Raw genomic sequence first — 20,833 nt, 5'->3', positions numbered from 1 at the left:
CAAGTCTAGTAGGCGTGGAAGAGGGGGCGGGACGAACCCCCGCCCCCTCGTCAAGAGCTCAATGGCTCACAAGCACCGGTGCGTCAGGAGACGCCCAGTTCCTTCGCGTTCTTCTTGAGGTCCTCAAGACCACCGCACATGAAGAACGCCTGCTCCGGGAAGTGGTCGAACTCACCGTCGCAGATCGCGTTGAACGCGGTGATCGACTCGTCCAGCGGCACGTCGGAGCCGTCCACACCGGTGAACTGCTTGGCGACGTGCGTGTTCTGGGACAGGAAGCGCTCGACGCGGCGGGCACGCTGGACGACCAGCTTGTCCTCCTCGCTGAGCTCGTCGATACCGAGGATCGCGATGATGTCCTGGAGGTCCTTGTACTTCTGGAGGATCCCCTTGACACGCATGGCGGTGTTGTAGTGGTCCTGCGCGATGTAGCGCGGGTCCAGGATCCGGGACGTGGAGTCCAGCGGGTCCACGGCCGGGTAGATGCCCTTCTCGGAGATCGGACGGGACAGAACCGTCGTCGCGTCGAGGTGGGCGAAGGTGGTGGCCGGGGCCGGGTCGGTCAGGTCGTCCGCGGGGACGTAGATCGCCTGCATCGAGGTGATCGAGTGACCACGGGTCGAGGTGATGCGCTCCTGGAGGAGACCCATCTCGTCGGCCAGGTTCGGCTGGTAACCCACCGCGGAGGGCATACGGCCGAGCAGGGTCGAGACCTCGGAACCGGCCTGCGTGAAGCGGAAGATGTTGTCGATGAAGAACAGCACGTCCTGCTTCTGCACATCGCGGAAGTACTCCGCCATGGTCAGACCGGCAAGGGCCACGCGCAGACGGGTGCCCGGGGGCTCGTCCATCTGACCGAAGACAAGCGCCGTCTTGTCGATGACGCCGGACTCCGACATCTCCTCGATGAGGTCGTTGCCCTCACGGGTGCGCTCACCGACACCGGCGAACACGGAGACACCGTCGTGGTTGTTGGCGACGCGGTAGATCATCTCCTGGATGAGCACCGTCTTGCCGACGCCGGCACCGCCGAACAGACCGATCTTTCCACCCTTGACGTACGGGGTGAGAAGGTCGATGACCTTGACGCCGGTCTCGAACATCTCGGTCTTCGACTCGAGCTCGTCGAAGCGCGGGGCCTTGCGGTGGATGGACCAGCGCTCGCCGTCGTAGGTCTCGTCGACGTTCAGCACCTCACCGAGGGTGTTGAACACCTTGCCCTTGGTGAAGTCGCCGACCGGGACGGTGATGCCCGTGCCGGTGTCGGTGACCGCGGCCTGGCGGACCAGACCGTCGGTGGGCTGCATCGAGATCGTGCGGACCAGGCCGTCACCCAGGTGCTGGGCGACCTCCAGGGTCAGCGTCTTCTTCTTGCCGTCCTCGGCCGGGTCGGCGACCTCGACGTGGAGGGCGTTGTAGATCTCCGGCATCGCGTCGACGGGGAACTCCACGTCGACGACCGGGCCGATGACCCGGGCGACGCGGCCCGTGGCCGTCGCGGTCTCAACAGTGGTGGTCATTAGCGGTCACTCCCCGCGGTCGCGTCGGCCAGGGCACTGGAGCCACCGACGATCTCGCTGATTTCCTGGGTGATTTCGGCCTGGCGGGCCGCGTTGGCAAGACGGGAGAGCGTGTTGATCAGCTCGCCCGCGTTGTCGGTGGCCGACTTCATCGCGCGCCGCGTGGCAGCGTGCTTCGAAGCCGCCGACTGAAGCAGCGCGTTGTAGATACGGCTCTCGACGTACCGCGGCAGCAGGGCGTCGAGGACGTCCTCCGCCGAGGGCTCGAAGTCGTACAGCGGGAGGATCTCGCCCTTGCTGGGCGCCTCCTGCGCGACCTCTTCGAGGCTGAGCGGCAGGAGCTGGGCGTCCAGCGCCTGCTGCGTCATCATCGAGACGAACTCGGTGTAGACGATGTGGAGTTCGTCCACGCCGCCCTCCGCCGTGTCCTTCTCGATGGCCTCGATCAGCGGGGCCGCGACCTTCTTGGCGTCCGCGTACGTGGGCTCGTCGGTGAAACCGCTCCACGACTCCGCGATCTTGCGCTCACGGAAGTTGTAGTGCGCCACACCACGGCGGCCGACGATGAAGACGTCGACCTCCTTGCCCTCGCGCTCCAAGCGCGCGGTCAGCTGCTCCGCCGCCTTGATGGCGTTGGAGTTGAAGGCGCCGGCGAGGCCACGGTCGCTCGTGAGGAGCAGCACCGCGGACCGCGTGACCGTCTCGGCCTGCGTGGTCAGCGGGTGCTTGGTGTTCGATCCGGTGCCGACCGCCGTGACCGCGCGGGTGAGCTCGGTCGCGTACGGCGTGGAGGCCGCCACCTTGCGCTGCGCCTTGACGACGCGCGAGGCGGCGATCATCTCCATCGCCTTGGTGATCTTCTTGGTCGCGGTGACGGATCGGATGCGACGCTTGTAGACCCGGAGCTGGGCTCCCATGAGTCAGGTCCCTTCCTTACGTCACTTGGCCGCGGCCGGGGCGTCCTCGCCGAGAAGCTTGCCGTCCGCGGTCTCGAACTGCTTCTTGAACTCCGCGATGGCGTCGGCGATGGCGGTGAGGGTGTCGTCCGACATCTTGCCGCCCTCCTTGATGGAGGTCATGAGGCCCTGCTCCTTGCGGTGCAGGTACTCCAGGAGCTCCTTCTCGAAGCGGCGGATGTCGGCGACCGGCACGTCGTCCATCTTGCCGGTGGTGCCGGCCCAGACGGAGACGACCTGGTCCTCGGTGGACATCGGCTCGTACTGGGCCTGCTTCAGCAGCTCGACCATGCGCTGACCGCGCTCCAGCTGCGCCTTCGACGCGGCGTCCAGGTCGGAACCGAAGGCGGCGAACGCCTCCAGCTCACGGAACTGGGCGAGGTCGACGCGCAGACGGCCGGAAACCTGCTTCATCGCCTTGTGCTGCGCGGAACCACCGACTCGGGAGACGGAGATACCGACGTTCAGCGCGGGGCGCTGACCGGCGTTGAACAGGTCCGACTCCAGGAAGCACTGGCCGTCGGTGATGGAGATGACGTTGGTCGGGATGAACGCCGAGACGTCGTTGGCCTTGGTCTCGACGATCGGCAGACCCGTCATCGAGCCCTTGCCCATCTCGTCGGAGAGCTTCGCGCAGCGCTCCAGCAGACGGGAGTGCAGGTAGAAGACGTCACCCGGGTAGGCCTCACGGCCCGGCGGGCGGCGCAGCAGCAGGGACACGGCGCGGTAGGCGTCGGCCTGCTTCGAGAGGTCGTCGAAGATGATGAGGACGTGCTTGCCCTCGTACATCCACTGCTGGCCGATGGCCGAACCGGTGTACGGCGCCAGGTACTTGAAGCCGGCCGGGTCGGACGCCGGGGCGGCGACGATGGTCGTGTACTCCAGCGCGCCGTTCTCCTCCAGCGCACCGCGGACCGACGCGATCGTCGAGCCCTTCTGGCCGATGGCGACGTAGATGCAGCGGACCTGCTTGTTCGGGTCGCCGGTGCGCCAGTTGTCACGCTGGTTGATGATCGTGTCGACGGCCAGCGCGGTCTTGCCGGTCTGACGGTCGCCGATGATCAGCTGACGCTGACCACGGCCGATCGGGGTCATCGCGTCGACGGCCTTGTAGCCGGTCTCCATCGGCTCGTGCACCGACTTGCGCACCATGACGCCCGGAGCCTGCAGCTCCAGGGCACGACGTCCGCTGGTCTCGATCTCGCCGAGGCCGTCGATCGGGTTGCCGAGCGGGTCGACGACGCGGCCGAGGTAGCCCTCGCCGACGGCCACGGAGAGAACCTCACCGGTGCGCTGCACCGGCTGACCCTCCTCGATGCCGCTGAACTCACCGAGGACGATGGCACCGATCTCGCGCTCCTCGAGGTTGAGGGCGAGGCCGAGGGTGCCGTCCTCGAACTTCAGCAGTTCGTTGGCCATGGCCGAGGGGAGGCCCTCGACCTTCGCGATGCCGTCGCCGGCAAGGGTGACCGTACCGACCTCCTCGCGCGAGGCCGCGTCCGGCTTGTACGACTGGACGAAGTTCTCCAGCGCGTCCCGGATCTCCTCCGGCCGGATCGTGAGCTCCGCCATCTGGGTTCCCTGCTCTCCTTGTTGGGCCCGAAGTTTCACTTTGGGGGGATGGGGACTCCCCCCATAAAAGAGGTGAATCCTCTGCACGGCCCAACATGGGCCGTCGTAAGTACGTACTGCTCTTGCTTGTGAAGTTGCTGCTAGCCCGCCAGTCGGCGGCCGGCGTCCTCGATGCGGTCCGCGAGGGAGCCGTTGATGACCTCGTCGCCGACCTGTACCCGCATGCCGCCGACGACCTCGGGGTCCACGTCGAGGTTGAGGTGCATCCGGCGGCCGTAGAGCTTGGCGAGGGCGGCGCCCAGGCGCTGCCTCTGCCCGTCACTCAGCGGCACTGCCGAGGTGACCACGGCCACCATGCGGTCCCGGCGCTCGGCGGCGAGCTTGGACAGGGACTCCAGTCCCGACTCCAGGCTACGTCCACGCGGCGCGGTCACAAGGCGCGTCACCAGACGCTCGGTGGTCGCCTTGGCCCGACCGCCGAGCAGGCTGCGCAGCAGCTCGCTCTTGGCCGAGGTGGTGGCGGCACGGTCGGTCAGCGCGGCACGCAGTCCGGTGTTCGAGGAGACGATCCGGCCGAACCGGAACAGCTCGTCCTCGACGTCGTCGAGCGTGCCCGCCTTCTGCGCGGCGGTGAGGTCGGCGGTGTCAGCCAGCTCCTCCAGCGCGTCCACCAGGTCGCGGGACTGCGACCAGCGGGAGCGCACCATGCCGGCCAGCAGGTCGGTGGCCTCGCCGCCGACCTGGCTGCCGAGTAGGCGCTGGGCCAGGTCGGCCTTGGCCTCGCCGGCCTGCGCCGGGTCGGTGAGGACCCGACGCAGCGACACCTCGCGGTCGAGCAGCGCGGTGACGGCGGCCAGCTCTTCGGCGAGCCGTCCGGCGTCGGCGGACGTGTTGTCCGTCAGCGCGTCGAGTCGCTCGCGTGCGGCTGCCAGGGCCTCGCGGCTCGCTCCGTTCATCGTCCCGCCTCGGCCTTCTCCTCGAGCTCGTCGAGGAAGCGGTCGATGACGCGGCTCTGCCGGGCGTGGTCCTCGAGGGACTCGCCGACGAGCTTGCCGGCCAAGTCGGTGGCGAGCTTGCCGACGTCCTGGCGAAGCACGGACGACGCGGCCTTGCGGTCGGCCTCGATCTGGGCGTGACCGGCGGCGACGATCTCCTCGCGCTGCCGCTGGCCTTCCGCGCGCATCTCGGCGATGAGCGTGGCGCCCTGCTCCTGCGCCTCCTGGCGCAGCCGCGCGGCCTCGTGCCGGGCCTCGGCGAGCTGGGCCTTGTACTGCTCCAGAACGCTCTGGGCCTCGGTCTGGGCGGCCTCGGCCTTCTCGATACCGCCCTCGATGGCCTCGCGGCGCTCTTCCAGAACCTTGTTGATGTTCGGGAGGAGCTTCTTGGCGAGGAAGCCGAAGACGATGACGAAGGCGAGGAGGCCGATGACGAGCTCGGGGATCGGCGGGACGAGGGGGTTCTCCGACTCCTCGACCGCCAGAATGAGCAGCTGGCTCATATCAGTGCCTTTCGTCTAGTCGGCTGGTCGTGGATCCGCAGATCACTTGCCGTAGACGAACGGCATGACCAGACCGATGAGGGCGAGCGCCTCACAGAAGGCGAAGCCGAGGATCTGGTTGGCGCGGATCAAGCCGGCAGCTTCGGGCTGACGGGCCAGGGCCTGGGTGCCGTTACCGAAGATGATGCCGACGCCGACGCCGGGACCGATGGCAGCAAGGCCGTAGCCGATGGAGCCGAGCGAGCCGGAAACAGCGGCAAGGGTCTGGGACATGCCAGTTCTTCCTTTTCTGTACGGACCGGTGGGGGTTGGCCACCGGACGTCTGCGGGGGTGAGGGGCGGGCACTCAGTGGTGCTCGGCGAGCGCGCCCTGAATGAAGGTGCAGGTCAGAAGCACGAAGACGTACGCCTGCAAGGCCTGGATGAACAGCTCGAAGGCCGTCATGACGATGACCATGATGAACGAGACACCCGCATAGGCGATCCCGATGCCGTTCAGCAGGTACCAGCTGGCGATCGTGAAGAGGAGCAGCAGCGTGTGACCGGCGAACATGTTCGCGAAGAGTCGCACCGCGTGCGTGAACGGCCGGACGAGCAGGTTCGAGAAGAACTCGATCAGCATGGCCAGCGGCAGGACCGGGCCGAGCGACTTGTCGTAGCCGGTGAAGTTCTTGAAGGCACCAACGAAACCGTGACGCTTGAAGGTCAGCGAGACCCACAGAACGTAGACGATCAGCGCCAGGCCTACCGGGTACGAGATGATCGCTGTGACCGGGAACTGGGCGACCGGGATGATCGACCAGAGATTCATCATCCAGACGAAGAAGAACAGCGAGACGATCAGCGGTACGTACTTCTCGCCTTCCTTCTTGCCGATCGTCTCGTAGACGATCCCGCGCCGGACAAAGTCGTAGCCGGCCTCGGCCACCATCTGCAGCTTGCCCGGGACGACTTGCGGCTTACGGAAGGCCGCCCAGAAGAAGCCGATGATGACGACGGAGCCGAGCAGCGCCAGCAACATCGTCTTGTCGAAGTACACGTTGCTGGTTCCGTCGCCCCAGAGGGGCTCGAACAGGAACGAGTGCAGGCCGGGAGCCGGGAAGCCACAGCCGTCGAAGATGTGGCAGTCGGTCTCGAAGGCGAGCACCTGCGTCGGGTCAGCACTCACCGCGGGCTCCTTCAGCGTGGCGCATAGGTACGGCAACCTCGTTGTGTCGGCGCGGCGCGCAGCCGCGGTTCGGCACGGGACTGGTGTTACGGATGTGGGGGCGGCTGGGGGGCATCTCGCCTCGCGATTGAGCAGGCGTCAGCTCAGATGCCCGCGCCCGCGATGCCGCAGTTGGCACCGGACGATAGCAGGACTTCTCGAGCGCCTTTATCCCGCCCCTACCTCTCACGACGAGTGCCCCGTCTTTTCGGACTTGCCGTCCTTAGAGGAGGTGTCCGAATCGGGTTCGACGTAGAGGATCTTGGCCTTCATGTGGGCACGCGCCTGCATGGCGATCCACACGAGGGTGGTGCCGAGCAGAGTGAACGCGAAGACCCGCGGGTTGAACAACGTCGTGTTCTTGAACGCGGCCATGAAGATGAACAGCAGCAGGATCTGCGCCGCGTACAGCATCAGGCCCATTGCCTGGAACAGATGCGGAAGCGATTTGGCAGTGCGCTGAAGTACGTAGAGACCGAGCCCCATGAACAGGATCACGACCAGCGTCGCGACGACCGCCCCGATCGCTCCCTTGCCACCGGCGACCACCCCACTGACGACGGCTGCAACAGCGCCGGCGACGGCTGTGGGCACGGCTGCCTGAAGCAGGATCCGGGCGTCATTGGACGGCATGGCGGCAACTCCGCTTTCACGGTGGGGGCAGGGTGTCGTCATGGACGAGCGTAGCCCCGGGCTGAGAGAGAACCTCACGCCGGTGGACCGTCGCACTTTCGGTCCTTCGGCTCTGTCCCGGGTTCTCGTGAACCGTATCACAAACTATTTGATGAGGTCTTTACCTGGCGGGTGTGCCCGGTGTCACACATGAGAGTGACAGTGCGCGTCTGTGCAGAATCGCAACCCACTTGTCTGGTATTGGGATGCTTCGTTCCCCCATGACTTGGCAATGCTCTAGTCAGATTCTTACCTTGACCCCACGCACGATGTGGGCATACCGATCTTGAGACCCTCCGTGCACGGGAGGGTCACAGACATGAAACCGGCAGCCACGCAACGCGTGACTGCCGGCCCAAGACAGCTCCGGTCAAGCCGCGGTGATCAGTACTTGACCTTGCCCTTTATGTCCTTGGCCCATGAACGCCCGGCCTGGATGCGGAAGCACTGCCCGTCCTTCACCTTCTTGTCGAAGGTGTAGTAGTCCCCCATGTCCTTCTTGAAGTCAATCCACTCCGTCAGGGACCTCCAGTCGCCGCCGCACGTGATCAGTCGCACGCCGATCCCGTTGTTGTACTCCTTGTAGGTGAGGGTGCACTTGACCTTGCCTGTCCCCCTCTTAGTGAACTTCTGATCCGACTCAGTCTTCTCCGTCGGCCGCGTGTGAATGCTGAAGCTACCGGTCGCCAGCGCTTCAACCCCTTGCTCGGCCGCCAAGGCCTCACCGGCCGTCAAGGGCAACGTCACAGCCAGTGCCACGGTCGCAGCAGCGAACTGGGCAAGCTTTCGCATGCCTTCCCCGATTCTGGATGAAAGGCGGACCACTGTCATGGCCGCGCCATCTGTTTGGTCGTGGAATTTCTAGCACTCGAGAGCGCTCGACCAGTGCCCCTTTTAGTCAGATAGGCCCTCTTCGTCTGGATGGCCGTGGCTGAACACTCAGGCAGTGATCATTTGCATTTCCGCTTTCACGGGCTGCGAGCCGGATGCACTATGTCTACTTGCCAACGATTCGACCGATCTGAATGAGAGATTCCGCGGAGACGAGCCGCGGAGACGAGCCGAGGCGGCACCGGGGTCCTTCCTGCCGTGACCTCACTTCTCGGTCAAGCGCGGATCCTGGTAAGCAAAAGAGGCGGTTGCCGCTGTGACGCGACAACCGCCCTGAGCACTGTTCAGACTTGAGTACTGCCCGTCTTTCGCCGGTCCACGAGGCGTGAACGGGCGCCGATGGCGGTCGCTCCGCTGACGCCCGAAACCCCGGTGGCGACCGGTGTGCGCGGCTCATCTTCGGCCGGGTAGCGATCGTCGGTCTCGGCAGTTGGCTTGGTGGAGCCGGACTGCGGCGTCGTGGCCGCGGGCTCGGCGACGGTCCCGCCGCGGCGGTAACGCGGCGGCACGAAGTGCTGCGCCCACCTCGGGGCACGCGGCGTGAAGCGCGGGAGCAGCAGCAGGGCCAGGCCGATCGCGCTGAGGAACACCACGCTCAGCACGATCCACATGGACGCCGAGTTCACGGAGTAGGCGAGCGCACCGAAGGCGATCAGCGCCGACCAGAAGTACATGATCATCACCGCGCGGCTGTGGGAGTGGCCGATCTCCAGCAGCCGGTGGTGGAGGTGACCGCGGTCCGCGGCGAACGGCGACTGGCCGCGCCAGGTGCGGCGCACGATCGCCAGCACCAGGTCGGCGGCCGGGATCGCGATGATCGTCAGCGGCAGCAGCAGCGGGATGTAGACCGGCACCGTCTGGTGCACGGCCGCCTTCTCGGAGCCGGCGAACAGTTTCAGCGCGTCCGGGTCGACCTGACCGGTGATGGAGATGGCACCCGCGGCGAGGACCAGGCCGATCAGCATCGAGCCGGAGTCGCCCATGAAGATCCGCGCGGGATGCATGTTGTGCGGCAGGAAGCCGAGGCACATGCCCATCAGGATCGCGGAGAACAGGGTGGCCGGGGCAGCGGCCTCGATGCCGTACGACACCCAGACGCGGTAGGCGTAGAGGAAGAACGCGGCCGACGCGATGCAGACCATGCCGGCGGCGAGGCCGTCCAGGCCGTCGACGAAGTTGACCGCGTTGATGGTGATGACGACCAGGGCGACGGTGAGCAGGGTGCCCTGCCACTGGGTCAGCGCGACATTGCCGACGCTGGGGATGGGCAGCCACAGGATCGTCAGACCCTGCATGACCATGACGCCGGCGGCGATCATCTGGCCGCCCAGCTTGATCAGGGCGTCGATCTCGAACTTGTCGTCCAGGACGCCGATCAGCCAGATGAGCGCCGCTCCGGAGAGCAGCGCCCGCGGTTCGTTGGACTTCTCGAAGACCGTACTGAGGTTGGTCAGGTGGTCGGCGACCAGCAGGCCGGCGCACAGGCCGAAGAACATCGCGATACCGCCGAGCCGCGGAGTGGGTTCGCGGTGCACGTCGCGTGCCCGGATCTCCGGCATGGCTCCGGCCACGATCGCGAACTTACGTACCGGCCCTGTCAGCAGGTACGTCACCGCGGCCGTGATGCAGAGCGTCAGGAGGTATTCACGCACGGGCTTCCCCACAAGTCTCGCTGGCCATCTCAGCCCCACACCCTAGCGACGTACGCATACGCGACGCATATGTGTGGGGACTTCCGGGTAGCGACGATGGTTGCACGTGTGGCTGTGTGCGCAGGTGCGTCTACCCCGCCTCAGCTCGGATACGGCGGAAATCTACCTGTGAGCTCCCGCACTTCTTCACGGGCCTTCTGCGTTTCGGTCCCGCCCCTCAGCACGCTCGCCAGCAGCGCGGCGAGCCACGCCATCTCCTCCTCCCCCATGCCCTGGGTCGTGACGGCCGCGGTGCCCAGGCGCAGGCCGCGGGCGTCGCCGTGCGGCAGCGCGCAGCAGTCCAGCACCATCCCGGCCGCCGCGAGCCGGCCGCGCGCATCGCGGCCGTCGACGCCGAGCGGCGCCGGGTCGGCGGTGATGAGGTGGGTGTCGGTCCCGCCCGTGGTGACGACGAGCCCCTCCTCGGCGAGGCCGGCCGCCAGGGTCCGCGCGTTGGCGACCACCTGATGGGCGTACACGGCGAACGCCGGCGTTGCCGCCTCCCCGAAGGCGACGGCCTTGGCGGCGATGGTGTGCATCTGGGCGCCGCCCTGGGTGAAGGGGAAAACGGCGCGATCGACGCGCTCGGCGAGGTCCGAGCCGCACAGGATCATCCCGCCGCGGGGCCCGCGCAGCACCTTGTGTGTGGTGGCACACACCACATCGGCGTACGGCACCGGACTGGGCGCCGCTCCCCCGGCGACGAGCCCCATGGGGTGGGCGGCGTCGGCGATGAGATACGCGCCCACCTCGTCGGCGATGTCACGGAAGACGGCGTAGTCGATGTGGCGCGGATAGGCGATGGACCCGCACACGACGGCCTTGGGCCGGTGATTGCGGGCCAGCGTGCGCACCTGGTCGTAGTCGATGAGCCCGGTCTCGGCGTCCACCCCGTAGCCGACGAAGTCGAACCAGCGGCCCGAGAAGTTGGCCGGCGAGCCGTGCGTGAGGTGTCCGCCGTACGGCAGCCCGAGTGCGAGGACGGTGTCGCCGGGCCGCAGCAGCGCGGCGTAGGCGGCGAGGACGGCCGAAGAGCCCGAGTGGGACTGCACGTTGGCGTGGTCGGCCCCGAACAGCGCCCTGGCCCGCTCCACGGCGAGCCGCTCGGCGACGTCGACCATCTCGCACCCGCCGTGGTACCGGGCGCCCGGGTATCCCTCGGCGTACTTGTTGGCCAGCGCCGATCCGAGGGCCGCCAGCACGGCCGGCGACGTGAAGTTCTCCGCGGCGATGAGCTGGAGCGTCGTCGACTGCCGGTCGAGCTCCCCGAGCAGGATGTCGGCGAGCTGTGGGTCCTGACGGCGCAGGACATCGGCCTCGAGGGTAGGGCTGACCGACATGATGGGCTCCGGGCGTGCGTCGACGGTGACGTACGTCCAATGTAGGCCCGGCTCCCCGGGGGCGCCCGGTTGTCAGGTCCTTGCGGGTACTCCGGTGATCGCGGTGACGACCGGATCCAGCGCCTCGTGTATCTCGTCCCCCACCGACCGGAAGAACGTCAGCGGTGCCCCGTACGGGTCGTACACCTCGTCCGCCTCGGCCGTCGGTGCCAGAAGCCACCCGCGTAGAGCCGCCGCCGCGCGGACCAGGGCGCGTGCGCGCAGGACCACGCCCTCCTCCAGAGGAGGGAGCGTCGCGGGGTCTATGGCGCGGACCAGGCGGGTGAACTCCTTCAGGGTGAAGGTGCGCAGGCCCGCCGAGTGGCCCATGGAGATGACCTGGGCGCGGTGGTCGCGGGTGGCCGTGAGGACCAGGTCGGCCATGATGACGTGCTCGTCGAGGAGCTCGCGGCCGACGAAGCCGGAGGCGTCCGCGCCGAAGTCGGCGAGGACCGTCTCCGCGTTGGATTCCATGGAGGCGCCCTCATGGCCCCAGGTCCCCGCGCTCTCCACGATCAGCGAGCCGCCCAGCACGCCGAGCCGCTGCGTCACGAAATGACGGGTCAGCCGCTCGGTGATCGGCGAGCGGCAGACGTTTCCGGTGCTGACGTGGAGGATGCGGAAGCTGTCGCGCGGGAGTCCCACGAAGGTCGTCGTGATCTCCGCCGCGCTTTCCCCGTTGCCTATGCCACGCCCCGCCTTAGGGGCTGTCAATTCGCCACCTCGAGGTCGGGGACGACCTTCCGCAGATCCTCCGCGGTGAGGGCACCGGCCCGCAGAAGGAGGGGGACCTCACGGGTGACGTCGACGATCGAGGAGGGGACGTTGCCGGGGGTCGGACCGCCGTCCAGGTAGACCGAGACCGAGTCGCCGAGCATCTCCTGCGCGGAGTCGCAGTCCTCCGGCGCGGGGTGACCGGTGAGGTTCGCCGACGACACGGCCATCGGGCCGAACTCCGTCAGCAGCTCGATGGCGACCGGGTGCAGTGGCATGCGCACGGCAACCGTGCCCCGGGTGTCGCCCAGGTCCCACTGGAGGGACGGCTGGTGCTTGGCGACCAGCGTCAGCGCGCCCGGCCAGAAGGCGTCGACCAGCTCCCAGGCCAGCTCGGAGAAGTCGGTGACGAGACCGTGGAGCGTGTTCGGGGACCCGATCAGGACAGGGGTGGGCATGTTGCGGCCCCGGCCCTTGGCCTCCAGCAGATCGCCCACGGCCTCCTTGGAGAACGCGTCGGCGCCGATGCCGTACACCGTGTCGGTCGGAAGGACCACGAGCTCGCCACGGCGGACGGCGGACGCGGCCTCACGCAGACCGGTCGTGCGGTCGGTCGCGTCATTGGTGTCGTATCGCCGTGCCATATCTAGCGGGCCTCCTCGTACACGAAGTACACGTGCTTCCGGGAAAGGGTCTGGGGGGCGGTCACGGCAACGCCTTGCGGGCGGTCGCGAACCGGGGGCGGTTGTTGAGGTCGGGGTGGTCGGCCGCGTCGGCCCAGCCCCGCTCCTCGGTGAAGATCCACGGCACCTGGCCGCCCTGGGTGTCGGCGTGCTCGATGACGACGACGCCACCGGGGCGCAGGAGACGGTGTGCGGTGCGCTCCAGGCCGCGGATGAGGTCGAGGCCGTCCTCCCCCGAGAACAGGGCGAGTTCGGGATCGTAGTCCCGCGCCTCCGGAGCGACGTACTCCCACTCGGTCAGCGGGATGTAGGGCGGGTTGGAGATGACCAGGTCCACCTGGCCGTCGAGGTCGGGGAACGCGTCCAGGGCGTTGCCCTGCCGCAGGTCGACCCTGGACCCCTCGACGTTCTTCCGTGTCCACATCAGGGCGTCCTCGGACAGCTCCACGGCGTGCACGCGCGAGCGCGGGACCTCCTGGGCGAGGGCCAGCGCGATGGCGCCCGTGCCGGTGCACAGGTCGACGATGCAGGGCTCGACGACGTCCATCGCCCGCACCGCGTCTATGGCCCAGCCGACCACCGACTCCGTCTCCGGCCGGGGCACGAACACGCCCGGCCCGACTTGGAGTTCGAGATAGCGGAAGTACGCCCGCCCGGTGATGTGCTGGAGCGGCTCGCGCTGCTCACGGCGGGCGATGACCTCCCAGTAGCGGGCGTCGAAGTCCGCGTCCTTCACGGAGTGCAGCTCGCCCCGCTTCACGCCGTGCACGAACGCGGCGAGCTCCTCCGCGTCGTTGCGCGGCGAGGGCACGCCGGCGTCCGCCAGCCGCTGGGTGGCCTGTGCCACCTCCGCGAGCAGCACGCTGCGGGGGCTTGGGGTCCGCCCCCCGATGAATTGCTGCACGCAAGTCCTCCGTGTCGTACTCGTACGTGCGTACGTCCCGTACGCCCTTACGCAGCCGCCAGCTTCGCCGCCGAGTCCGCGTCGACGCAGGCCTGGATCACCGCGTCGAGTTCACCGTCCAGGACCTGGTCCAGGTTGTACGCCTTGAAGCCGACGCGGTGGTCCGAGATGCGATTCTCCGGGAAGTTGTACGTACGGATCTTCTCGGAGCGGTCGACGGTGCGGACCTGGCTGCGGCGGGCGTCGGCGGCTTCCTTCTCGGCCTCCTCCTGCGCCGCGGCGAGCAGCCTGGAGCGCAGGATACGCATCGCCTGCTCCTTGTTCTGAAGCTGGCTCTTCTCGTTCTGGCAGGAAGCGACGACTCCGGTCGGAATGTGCGTGATGCGCACGGCGGAATCGGTGGTGTTGACGGACTGACCACCCGGCCCTGACGACCGGTACACGTCGATGCGGAGGTCGTTCGGGTTGATCTCGACCTCGATCTCCTCGGCCTCGGGCGTGACCAGCACACCGGCCGCGGAGGTGTGGATACGGCCCTGGGACTCGGTCGCCGGGACGCGCTGCACCCGGTGCACGCCACCCTCGTACTTCATCCGGGCCCAGACGCCCTGCCCGGGCTCGGTCGCGCCGTTCCCGCCCTTGGTCTTCACCGCGACCTGGACGTCCTTGTAGCCGCCGAGCTCGGACTCGGTCGAGTCGATGATCTCGGTCTTCCAGCCGATGCGCTCGGCATAGCGCAGGTACATACGCAGCAGGTCACCCGCGAACAGCGCGGACTCGTCCCCGCCCGCCCCGGCCTTGATCTCCAGAATGACGTCCTTGTCGTCACTCGGGTCGCGCGGGACGAGCAGGAGGCGCAGCTTCTCGGTCAGCTCGTCGCGCTGCTTGTCCAGCTCCTTGACCTCGGCCGCGAAGTCCGGGTCGTCGGCGGCGAGTTCGCGTGCGGTCTCGATGTCGTCGCCGGTCTGCTTCCAGGAGCGGTACGTGGCGACGATCGGGGTGAGCTCGGCGTAGCGCTTGTTGAGCTTGCGCGCGTTCGCCTGGTCGGAGTGCACCGACGGATCGGCGAGCTTCGTCTCCAGGTCGGCGTGCTCAGTGACCAGTTCCTCGACGGCCTCGAACATCTTGGGCTCCTGTGTGAATACGTATGTGAAGGGCGGGCGACCAAAAACGCCGGTCCCGGCGCGCCTGAGGTAGGGCGCGGCCGTGGACCGGCGAATGGGGGCTCGCTACTTCTTGGAGCCGGCGGCCTTGCCGAAGCGGGCCTCGAAGCGGGCCACACGGCCACCGGTGTCGAGGATCTTCTGCTTGCCCGTGTAGAACGGGTGGCACTCGGAACAGACCTCGGCACGGACGGTGCCGCTGGAGATCGTGCTACGGGTGGTGAACGAGGCGCCACAGGTGCAGCTGACCTGCGTCTCGACGTACTCGGGGTGGATGTCGCGCTTCAAGGTGTCTCCTAGTTTCGGGAGGGCGCCGGGTCGCTGCCGCGGGATACGGGAGCGTGAACCGGAGCCGACGTACCAGTCTGCCAGGACTGGGGCCATCCCCCCAAACCGGGGGTTGCCGTTATTTGTTCCCCGCGGGCCGGTGGGGGCTTGTCGCGCCCGCGCGGCGGAGCCGCAAACCGATACAGCCCCGCGCCCCTTAAGGGGCGCTCACCACACCGTTGGCATCGCCCTTCGCCGTGCCTTCGGTCGCCGCCTTCGGGATCGGCTTGTCGGCCTTCAAGGCCTTCCACACCAGCTTCGCCTTCGCCTCGGCCACGATGACCCGGTTCGGGTCCGCCGGGTCGTACTGGACCGGCATCGTGACCATGGACATGTTCTTGGAGCTGATGCCCTTGAGGCCGCCTGCGAAGGACATGAGCCGGTTGACCGAGCCCAGGTCGGAGTCCGTCGTCACCGTCTTGGTGGCGGTGTCGGCCAGGTCGAACAGCCTCTTGGGGTTGCCGAAGAGGTTGATGTCCTTCATCTGGTCGATCAGCGCCTTGATGAAGGCCTGCTGGAGCTGGATGCGGCCGAGGTCGGAGCCGTCGCCGACGCCGTGCCGGGTGCGGACCAGGCCGAGGGCCTGCTTGCCGTTGAGCTGATGCGTGCCGGCCTTGAGATCGAGGTGGCTGTCGGGGTCCTTGATGTCCTTGGTGGTGGTGACCTCGACACCGCCGAGCTCGTCGATGAGCTTCTGGAAGCCGGAGAAGTCGACCTCCAGGTAGTGGTCCATGCGGATGCCGGTGACGGACTCGACGGTCTTCACCGTGCAGGCGGCACCGCCCGTGGAGTACGACTCGTTGAACATCACGCCGGACGCCGCGTCGTGCGTGTTGCCGTCGGTGTCGGTGCACTCGGGGCGGTCGATGAGGGTGTCGCGCGGGATCGAGACCACGCTGGCCTTCTTGTGGCCCTCGTAGACGTGCAGGATCATCGCCGTGTCCGAGCGGGCGCTGCCGTCGTCGGCGCCGCCGCCGAGCTCCTTGTTGCCGCCGGAGCGGGTGTCCGAGCCGAGGACGAGGATGTTCTCCGAGCCGTTGTCGACCTTCTGCGGCCGGTCGGTGCCGAGGGCCTGGTCGATGTCGACGCTCTTGAGGTTGCCGTTGAGCTTGAAGTAGAGGTACCCGGCTCCGGCGCCGCCCAGGACCACGATCCCGGCGGCCGTCCAGGCCATGATCCGCAGCCCCTTGCGCTTGTCGCGCGGCTTGCGGCGGCGGCCCTTGGCGCTTTGGCGCCGGCCGTTGGTGCCGGACTCACCCGGTATGCCGGGCTCCGGCGTGCTCTCGGCGGACACTGTGCTCCTCGCTTGTCGTCCCGGTCGGTTACCCCCTGCTTTCAGGGTCAGGCATGGCCCAAATGGCCCTTACCGCACCATCGTCACCCCGTCCGGTCAGACGGGGAAACCCGGGACAGGGTTGCATAACGGACTGTGCCCACCACCTGTGAGGTGATGGGCACAGTCCGTGGTCGGCGATACCGGGTATGCCGGTCTCACCTGCGCTTTCAGCCGAAGATGTCGTACTGCTTGAAATCGGTGCCGACGGACTTCGGTGTGGCAAAGATCTCGCTTGTGGCCTTTCCGGTGCCCGGGTACAGATAGAGCGTGCCGGAGGAGTTGCGGGCCAGGAAGTCGGCCTTGCCGTCGCCGGTGACGTCACCGACGGCGTCGAAGCCGGTGTAGGTGGACCAGGTGCGCACCTTGACGCGGGTGGCGAACGCGCCGGTGCCGGCCTTGCCGGTGCCCTTGAACAGGTAGATGTAGCCGCCGGAGGAGCTGCGCGCGATCAGGTCGGCCTTGCCGTCGCCGGTGAAGTCGCCGTGGCCGCGCAGGGAGTTGTAGCTGTTGAAGCCCGTGCCGGACTTCACCGGGGTGGCGAAGGTGCCGTTGCCGTTGCCCGGGTAGATCCACAGGGCGCCGGCGGAGTCGACCGACAGCAGGTCGGGCCGGTAGTCGCCGGTGACGTCACCCGGTGCCACGATGCGGGTACGGGTCTTCCAGTTGCTGAAGAGCGTCTTGGTCGCCCAGGTCTCGGTGGACGGCACGAAGTGCGCCCAGAACATGGCCCCGTCGGAGCTGCGCCGGAACACCAGGTCCTGGTAGCCGTCCCGGTCGAGGTCGGTCTGCAGGACGACGTTCACGCCGCTCCAGTCGCCCCAGGACTCGCGCGCGGCGAACGTGGTGCCGTTGGAGTCCTTCGAGTATCCGGTCTTGGTGGAGGCGTTGCGCAGCCACATGTCGGCCCGGTGGTCACCGCTGATGTTGGTGTCCTCGATCCGCGGGTAGGCGGCACCGACGTAGGAGGTGACCTTGGCGAACACGCTGTACGCGCCCTGGGCGACGCAGTCCTGCACGCCCCAGGAGACGACACCGGCGATACGGCCGTTCACGACGAGCGGGCCGCCGGAGTCGCCGTTGCAGGCGGAGACGGTCCCGGTGTCGCTGCCGGTGGCCGGCTTGCCCGCGCAGACCATGTGGCCCTTGACGAAGTCGCTGCCGTAGTAGCCCGTGCACGTGGTGTCGGACTGGACCGGCAGCGTCGCCGACTTCAGCGTCTGCGAGATGTCCTGGCTGGTGGAGCTGGTGCGGCCCCAGCCGTAGACCTTGGCGTTCGTCCCGGCGGCGTACGAGGCGGTGTCGCCGGACGTCGTCATGCGGATCGGCGTCGCCTTGACCGGATTGGCCAGGGTGATGACGGCGATGTCGTTGTCGATCGTCGCCGCGCTGTAGGACGGGTGGTTCCACTGCCGCCACGGCGCCGAGACGGTGGCGCCGCTCGGGATGCTGTCGGAGGCCAGCTGAGCGGTGCCGGTGACGACGGCGCCGTGGTTGAACCAGTCGTAGCCCTTGACGCAGTGCGCGGCGGTGAGGATCTTCGTCGGCGCGACGACGGCGCCGCCGCAGAAGAAGCCGAGGTCGTCGGCCTCGTCGGCGGTGCCCTGGTCGTCGTAGTACCAGAGCTGCGCCATCCAGGGCGCCGAGGTGATGCTGGTGTCGGTGCCGCCGATGACCATGGGGCTCACGGTCGAGTCGTCGGCGGAGCCGCTGGTGCTCGCGCCGTACGACGACTTCTTCGCCGGCTCCCCCGCGGTGTCGTCACCCGCGACGGCACCCTCGACGCGCCGCTCCAACTCGGCGAGCGAGACCGAACTGGTGGCGGGCTTCACGGTGGGCTTGGGCAGCGCGGTCGCGGCCCCCGCGGACGAGGTGAGCAGCGCGGCGGCGACGGCAGCGGCGAGGCCGGCGGCGGCGACGGGCAGCCCGAAACGGATCCGGCGTCTGTGACGACCGCTGCCGGACGTGGTGGTGGTCAAGAAAGTCCCCCCAGAGACACTTGAGTCGGAAGGGACGCACAGATGCGTCCGTTCCTCTCAGCGCCAAAAGGCCGCTCCCCGTCACTGTCTGACGGGGAGCGGCCTTTTTGGGATCGTTTCCGATCAGTCGCCGTTGCCGGGAGTCGGCGTCGTCTTCTGGATCTGCATCAGGAACTCGCCGTTCGACTTCGTCTGCTTCATCTTGTCGAGCAGCAGCTCGATCGCCTGCTGCTGGTCGAGCGCGTGGAGCACGCGACGCAGCTTCCAGGTGACCGCGAGCTCGTCGGCGCCGAGCAGGATCTCTTCCTTACGCGTACCCGAGGCGTCGACGTCGACGGCCGGGAAGATGCGCTTGTCGGCGAGCTTCCGGTCGAGCTTGAGCTCCGCGTTACCGGTGCCCTTGAACTCCTCGAAGATGACCTCGTCCATGCGGGACCCGGTGTCGACCAGCGCGGTGGCGAGGATGGTCAGCGAGCCGCCGTCCTCGATGTTGCGGGCCGCACCGAAGAAGCGCTTCGGCGGGTAGAGGGCGGTCGAGTCGACACCACCGGACAGGATGCGGCCGGAGGCCGGGGCGGCGAGGTTGTACGCACGGCCCAGACGGGTGATCGAGTCGAGCAGCACGACGACGTCGTGACCCAGCTCCACCAGACGCTTGGCGCGCTCGATGGCGAGCTCGGCGACCGTGGTGTGGTCCTCGGCCGGACGGTCGAAGGTCGAGGAGATGACCTCGCCCTTCACCGACCGCTGCATGTCGGTGACCTCTTCCGGACGCTCGTCGACGAGGACGACCATCAGGTGGCACTCGGGGTTGTTGTGCGTGATCGCGTTGGCGATCGCCTGCATGATCATGGTCTTACCGGTCTTCGGCGGGGCCACGATCAGACCGCGCTGGCCCTTACCGATCGGCGACACGAGGTCGATGATGCGGGTGGTCAGCACGCCCGGGTCGGTCTCCAGACGGAGCCGGTCCTGCGGGTACAGCGGGGTCAGCTTGTTGAACTCCGGGCGGCCACGGCCGTGTTCGGGCGCCATGCCGTTGACGGAGTCCAGGCGGACCAGCGCGTTGAACTTCTCGCGCCGCTCGCCTTCCTTGGGCTGACGGACCGCGCCGGTGATGTGGTCGCCCTTGCGCAGGCCGTTCTTGCGGACCTGGGCGAGGGAGACGTACACGTCGTTCGGGCCCGGCAGGTAGCCGGAGGTCCGGATGAAGGCGTAGTTGTCGAGGATGTCGAGGATGCCCGCGACCGGGATCAGGACGTCGTCCTCGTTGACCTGCGGCTCCGCGGCGATCTCGTCGCGGCCACGACGGCCACGGCGGTCGCGGTAGCGCCCGCGACGGCCACGACGGCCACCCTCGAAGTCGTCGTCGTCCTGCTGCTGCTGGCCACGGTCCTGACGACCGCCGCCCTGCTGCTGGTTCTGCTGCTGACCGCGCTGGCCGCCCTGCTGGTCGTCGCCCTTGCGACGGTCACCGCGGTCTCCACGGTCACCGCGCTCGCCGCGGTCACGGTCGCGGCCGCGCTCACGGCGGTCACGACGACGGCCCTCGCCGCCGTCACCGGCGTCGCCCTTGGCGTCGCCCTGCGACTGCGCGGGCGTCTCGGCCTTCGGCTCGCTCTTCGCCTCGGCGGCGACCGTCTCGGGGGCGGCCGCGGGGGCACCGGCATCGGCGGTGGCGCGGCGACGGCGGCGCTCGGCCGGGGCGTCGTCGCTCGCCGGCTGGCCGGGAATCTCGATCTGCTGCTGGGCCGCGGCCTTCTCGGCGGGAGCCTCGGCCGCCTTCTCCGCCTTCTTCTCGGCGTCATCGCCGGTACGGGCCTTGGAGGTGGCGCGGCGCTTGGGCTTGGTCTCGGTCGCGGCCTCCGTCTTGGGAGCCGCGGCACCTCCCCCGGCCTGCGCCTCCTTGATGACCTCGATCAGCTGGCTCTTGCGCATGCGCGCCGTGCCCCTGATGCCGAGGCCGGATGCGACCTGCTGAAGCTCGGCCAGCACCATGCCCTCGAGGCCGGTACCGCGGCGCCGCCGGGAGCCGGCACCGGTGGCAGGCGCGGAGGCGTCCGTGGCGGGCGCGGCAGCGGTCTCCTCGACACGTGCGCCCATCAGATCGGTGGTGTCGCTCACGAAGGGTCCTTCCCTGGAGCGGACGTCGGCCTGTCTGGCTCGGCGACCGGTTGTGCTGTCCGGCTTCGGTCCTTGGTGTGTGGACCGTGCCGGGGCGGTGGTCCGCCAAAGCGGCGGAGGAAATATCTGGTGATGACGCTTCCCAGAGCCGTGGCACGGAGTGTCTGTGTCACTCGGCTCGGTCGCGCCGGTTCCGGAGCGTGCCCGGCAGGTCGCTCAG

Annotated in this window: 19 protein-coding genes; all 19 read right to left on the bottom strand. The window is 68.0% G+C overall.

Annotated elements, in window-relative coordinates:
- Positions 1-83 precede the first annotated feature (83 nt).
- The 19 genes from atpD to rho all read right to left on the bottom strand — a co-directional run bounded on the left by atpD (position 84) and on the right by rho (position 20,613).
- Positions 84-1,520, bottom strand: coding sequence for a F0F1 ATP synthase subunit beta (atpD, locus tag OG254_RS33085; RefSeq protein WP_405589076.1), 1,437 nt, complete (start codon positions 1,518-1,520; stop codon positions 84-86).
- Positions 1,520-2,437 (bottom strand): F0F1 ATP synthase subunit gamma, encoded by a 918-nt coding sequence (locus OG254_RS33080; RefSeq protein WP_405589073.1) that lies wholly within the window; start codon positions 2,435-2,437, stop codon positions 1,520-1,522. Before OG254_RS33080 ends, atpD begins: the two co-directional genes overlap by 1 nt.
- 21 nt (positions 2,438-2,458) lie before the next feature.
- On the bottom strand, positions 2,459-4,048 hold the full coding sequence (atpA, locus tag OG254_RS33075) for a F0F1 ATP synthase subunit alpha (protein ID WP_405589070.1): 1,590 nt from the start codon (positions 4,046-4,048) through the stop codon (positions 2,459-2,461).
- Positions 4,049-4,188: 140 nt separating this feature from the next.
- Positions 4,189-5,004: a F0F1 ATP synthase subunit delta gene (locus OG254_RS33070; protein WP_405589068.1), complete on the bottom strand. Its 816-nt coding sequence runs from the start codon at positions 5,002-5,004 to the stop codon at positions 4,189-4,191.
- Positions 5,001-5,546, bottom strand: a complete 546-nt coding sequence (locus OG254_RS33065; RefSeq protein ID WP_405589065.1) for a F0F1 ATP synthase subunit B — start codon at positions 5,544-5,546, stop codon at positions 5,001-5,003. The genes OG254_RS33070 and OG254_RS33065 overlap by 4 nt, the downstream gene beginning before the upstream one ends.
- Before the next feature lie 42 nt (positions 5,547-5,588).
- On the bottom strand, positions 5,589-5,819 hold the full coding sequence (gene atpE, locus OG254_RS33060; protein WP_024884520.1) for an ATP synthase F0 subunit C: 231 nt from the start codon (positions 5,817-5,819) through the stop codon (positions 5,589-5,591).
- Between the two features lie 73 nt (positions 5,820-5,892).
- A complete protein-coding gene (gene atpB / locus OG254_RS33055) occupies positions 5,893-6,714 on the bottom strand; it encodes a F0F1 ATP synthase subunit A (RefSeq protein ID WP_330356236.1) in 822 nt (273 codons plus the stop codon).
- 225 nt (positions 6,715-6,939) lie between these two features.
- A complete protein-coding gene (locus OG254_RS33050) occupies positions 6,940-7,386 on the bottom strand; it encodes a hypothetical protein (RefSeq protein ID WP_405589062.1) in 447 nt (148 codons plus the stop codon).
- A gap of 423 nt (positions 7,387-7,809) precedes the next feature.
- Positions 7,810-8,256 carry a hypothetical protein gene (locus OG254_RS33045; protein WP_405589059.1) on the bottom strand — a complete coding sequence of 149 codons (447 nt, stop codon included), beginning with the start codon at positions 8,254-8,256 and terminating at the stop codon, positions 7,810-7,812.
- Between the two features lie 344 nt (positions 8,257-8,600).
- Complete coding sequence (locus OG254_RS33040; RefSeq protein ID WP_405589056.1) at positions 8,601-9,968, bottom strand: MraY family glycosyltransferase; 1,368 nt, start codon at positions 9,966-9,968, stop codon at positions 8,601-8,603.
- 140 nt (positions 9,969-10,108) lie between these two features.
- Entirely contained in the window at positions 10,109-11,347 is a 1,239-nt protein-coding gene (gene glyA, locus OG254_RS33035; protein WP_405589053.1) for a serine hydroxymethyltransferase, read from the bottom strand.
- Between the two features lie 72 nt (positions 11,348-11,419).
- Positions 11,420-12,100 carry a protein-tyrosine-phosphatase gene (locus OG254_RS33030; protein WP_351191963.1) on the bottom strand — a complete coding sequence of 227 codons (681 nt, stop codon included), beginning with the start codon at positions 12,098-12,100 and terminating at the stop codon, positions 11,420-11,422.
- Complete coding sequence (locus OG254_RS33025; protein WP_147993744.1) at positions 12,097-12,744, bottom strand: L-threonylcarbamoyladenylate synthase; 648 nt, start codon at positions 12,742-12,744, stop codon at positions 12,097-12,099. Before OG254_RS33025 ends, OG254_RS33030 begins: the two co-directional genes overlap by 4 nt.
- Before the next feature lie 61 nt (positions 12,745-12,805).
- Complete coding sequence (gene prmC / locus OG254_RS33020) at positions 12,806-13,645, bottom strand: peptide chain release factor N(5)-glutamine methyltransferase (protein ID WP_405595311.1); 840 nt, start codon at positions 13,643-13,645, stop codon at positions 12,806-12,808.
- A gap of 89 nt (positions 13,646-13,734) precedes the next feature.
- Complete coding sequence (prfA, locus tag OG254_RS33015) at positions 13,735-14,811, bottom strand: peptide chain release factor 1 (protein WP_351191965.1); 1,077 nt, start codon at positions 14,809-14,811, stop codon at positions 13,735-13,737.
- Between the two features lie 105 nt (positions 14,812-14,916).
- Complete coding sequence (rpmE, locus tag OG254_RS33010) at positions 14,917-15,138, bottom strand: 50S ribosomal protein L31 (RefSeq protein WP_016438250.1); 222 nt, start codon at positions 15,136-15,138, stop codon at positions 14,917-14,919.
- Between the two features lie 196 nt (positions 15,139-15,334).
- On the bottom strand, positions 15,335-16,471 hold the full coding sequence (locus tag OG254_RS33005; RefSeq protein WP_405589048.1) for an LCP family protein: 1,137 nt from the start codon (positions 16,469-16,471) through the stop codon (positions 15,335-15,337).
- Positions 16,472-16,680: 209 nt separating this feature from the next.
- Positions 16,681-18,489: a trypsin-like serine protease gene (locus tag OG254_RS33000; RefSeq protein ID WP_405589045.1), complete on the bottom strand. Its 1,809-nt coding sequence runs from the start codon at positions 18,487-18,489 to the stop codon at positions 16,681-16,683.
- Positions 18,490-18,612: 123 nt separating this feature from the next.
- On the bottom strand, positions 18,613-20,613 hold the full coding sequence (gene rho / locus OG254_RS32995) for a transcription termination factor Rho (RefSeq protein ID WP_405589042.1): 2,001 nt from the start codon (positions 20,611-20,613) through the stop codon (positions 18,613-18,615).
- Positions 20,614-20,833: the final 220 nt, after the last annotated feature.

Origin of the sequence: Streptomyces sp. NBC_01092 (assembly GCF_045039535.1) — a bacterium.
Taxonomy (GTDB): domain Bacteria; phylum Actinomycetota; class Actinomycetes; order Streptomycetales; family Streptomycetaceae; genus Streptomyces.
The sequence above is the reverse complement of the archived record's forward strand: the minus strand, read 5'-3'. Positions and strand labels throughout refer to the sequence as shown.